This window comes from uncultured Mycobacterium sp. (genome assembly GCF_964249325.1).
Taxonomy (GTDB): Bacteria; Actinomycetota; Actinomycetes; order Mycobacteriales; family Mycobacteriaceae; genus Mycobacterium.
This window is the reverse complement of sequence record NZ_CAXUCH010000196.1, coordinates 1-2,566: the sequence shown is the minus strand read 5'-3', so window position 1 is coordinate 2,566 and position 2,566 is coordinate 1. Positions and strand designations below refer to the sequence as shown.

Annotated in this window: 4 protein-coding genes; 1 reads left to right on the top strand and 3 read right to left on the bottom strand. The window is 66.7% G+C overall.

Annotated elements, in window-relative coordinates:
• From ACFE99_RS19485 to ACFE99_RS19475, 3 genes are all read right to left on the bottom strand, one after another.
• Positions 1–462, bottom strand: a 462-nt coding sequence (locus ACFE99_RS19485; RefSeq protein WP_375488074.1) for a PPE family protein, incomplete at its 3' end; no start/stop codon positions are given.
• A 58-nt stretch (positions 463–520) separates the two neighbouring features.
• Positions 521–1,561 carry a PPE domain-containing protein gene (locus tag ACFE99_RS19480; RefSeq protein WP_375488073.1) on the bottom strand — a complete coding sequence of 347 codons (1,041 nt, stop codon included), beginning with the start codon at positions 1,559–1,561 and terminating at the stop codon, positions 521–523.
• Positions 1,562–1,592: 31 nt separating this feature from the next.
• Positions 1,593–1,985, bottom strand: a complete 393-nt coding sequence (locus ACFE99_RS19475; RefSeq protein WP_375488072.1) for a TIM barrel protein — start codon at positions 1,983–1,985, stop codon at positions 1,593–1,595.
• Between the two features lie 313 nt (positions 1,986–2,298).
• Between ACFE99_RS19475 and ACFE99_RS19470 the strand changes: the two genes are divergently transcribed.
• The coding region (locus ACFE99_RS19470) for a LacI family DNA-binding transcriptional regulator (RefSeq protein WP_375488071.1) at positions 2,299–2,566 on the top strand (268 nt) is incomplete at its 3' end.

Sequence of the window (2,566 nt, the reverse complement as noted above, 5' to 3'; positions counted from 1 at the left end):
GTACATCGCGATGGCATCTTGGACCCACATCTGCCCGTACTGCGCTTCAGTGGCCGCGATCGCCGCGGTGTTCTGACCCAGGATGTTCGTCGCCACCAGCGACGCGAGTTGACTGCGGTTGGCCGCAATCACCTGCGGCGGCACTGTCATAGCGAAGGCGGTTTCATAGGCACTGGCGGCGGCCCTGGCCTGCACGGCGGTCTCTCTGGCCTGCCCTGCCGTGGCCGACATCCATGCGACATACTGTGCGGCTGCAGCCGCCATGGACGCCGACGACGGGCCCGACCAAAGCCCGGTGGTGAGGCCCGAGATCACCGAGGCGTAGGAAACAGCTACGGAGTGCAAGTCAGCGGCCAGTCCATCCCAGGCCGCCGCAGCGGCCAGCATTGACTCCGAGCCCGGACCGGCATACATCCGGCCGGAAGTGATCTCCGGGGGTAGCGCACCGAAATCTAGTGCCATATCTCTCCTCAGCCGCAGGTGACCGCGTTCGCCCACGTGTGAAAGCCGGATAACTCAGTCATTCCTCGCCCGCTGGGATGACGATGATGGTTGCCGTGGTAGGGGCCACTTCAGCAGCCGCGCCGCCGAGGACGCGGGTAGCAGTACCAGTGATGGAAGGCGCCGCGGTACCGCCGATCGCCCGTCCAGCCAAACTCGACATGACCATGTCGCTGAATAGGCCTGTCGGGCCATCCGCGGCGACGGCTGGTGCGGCACCCACGCCGGTGCTTGGCATGACCGCCGCAGCCGTTCTGATGGCCGGAGCCGCCGAGGCCCAGCTGTTTGGCACCGAGAGCGCGCCCAGCAGGCCGGCGCGGCCCATTGCCCCCGATCCCGCGCCTCCAGCTATGCCGGCCCGAGCCGGAACACCCGCGTGCAAGCCGACCTCGTCGGCCAGAGGCGCGAGCGCTCCGGTGATGGGCTTTGATGCTGGGCCACTGAGCAAGGCGGCGACACCCTGTCCGTTTTGCGGTAGAAGCACGCTTTGCATGCCGAACAGGTATGGCGCGCCAGCCACGTCCGTCAGCGCGAAAGGCGAGTATGGTCCGGTGGCGTTGGTCACCAATGTGGCGAGGCTCGACAGGCTCGACTGGAGCCCCGACGTCGATGACGTCGATGACGATGCCGGCGATGCCAGGGTCTGTAGCGCGTTCGGCATCAGCGAAACCAGCTGTGAGAGCGTCGTATTCACGCTGGCGCCGCCCGCTGTCCCAGCGGCTTCGGTGACCGCGCCGGCTTGAGCGGCCGTGCCCGCCGGGTTGGTGGTCTGCGGCGGCGGCCTGAACGGCGCCATCTGGGCGGCAATCGCGGAAGAGTCGGCATAGCCGTACATGGCGGCCGCATCTTGAGCCCACATTTCGGCGTAGTCAGCTTCGGTCGCCGCGATTGCCGGCGTGTTCTGCCCCAGGACGTTCGTCGCGATCAGGGCTGCCAGGCGGGCGCGGTTGGCCGCGATGACCGGCGGCGGTACCGTTGCGGCGAAGGCGCTCTCGTAGGCTGCGGCCGCCGCCCTGGCCTGGTTGGCAGCCTGCTCAGCTTGCGCGGTGGTGCCATTCATCCAGGCCGAATATGTTGTGGCTGCGGCCGCCCTAGGCGCCGCCGAAGCGCCGCGCCCCGCCGCCCACGACGAAATGCTCGGCGTCGAGCGCCGACGCCGCCTTCGCGGCCCTGGCGATGCGCGCCAGCTCTTCTTCCAGGATGTCAGGATAGATGAAGTTCGCGCCGCTATAGACGGCAACAAGCCTCAGCTTCGTCTCGGCAAGGATCGCGCGCATCGCCGCGAAACCATCGGCCTCGCCGTCCAGGATGTTGCCGTCGAAGACCTCGATGCCCTCATAGCCTGCGGCTGCGATGTCGCGAGCGGCCTTGCCCATGTCGGCGAAGGTGCGATAGGCGAGCCGGGTGATCGAGGTCACGCCGACGGCGTCACCGCCGAGCGGTCCCCAGCAATTGGCATGGTAGGCCAGCTTCCAAGATGGCATCTCCGCGCTCCTCCCGGTCAAGCCTGTTTGAAAGGCCTGCTTCCTTCGAGGTCATGATCGCCCCGATCGTCCTCTTGCCATCGGCATGGCCGCTTTTTCGCGGTGCCGCTTTCGGCGGGTCGGTTGATGAAACCGTTTTCATCGCCCGTCAAGCCTCAAATGGCATCGGTTCCATTTTTCTCTGGCTGTCCATGTCGGGATGTGTATGGTGCAACAACGCGCGGTCACGTGCGGTCACGGATTTTTGCGCGGGAAGGCCGGTATGTCCGCAAGAACAGGCGCCAAGGCAGCAAGCGCCAGGGGCGCGGCGACAATGCGCGACGTCGCGGCCCGAGCTGGCGTCGCGCTGACCACCGTCAGCCGCGCGTTCAGCAACCCGCAGAAGCTGTCCCCCGCGACCCTGCAACGGATTGAAAGCGCGGTCAGCAGCCTGCACTACACGATCAACGAGAACGCCAGGGCGCTGCGCCGCCGATCGACCGGGATCGTGCTGGTGCTGCTGCCGGACATCGCCAATCCCTTCTTCTCCCGGGTGCTGAAGGGCATCGAGGAAGTCGCCCGGGAAAGCGGCCGGATGATGC

What these genes read in the sequence shown, in the direction of transcription:
- ACFE99_RS19480 (WP_375488073.1), bottom strand. Translation starts at nt 1,561, where the DNA reads ATGAATGGCACCACCGCGCAAGCTGAGCAGGCTGCCAACCAGGCCAGG.
- ACFE99_RS19475 (WP_375488072.1), bottom strand. Translation starts at nt 1,985, where the DNA reads ATGCCATCTTGGAAGCTGGCCTACCATGCCAATTGCTGGGGACCGCTC.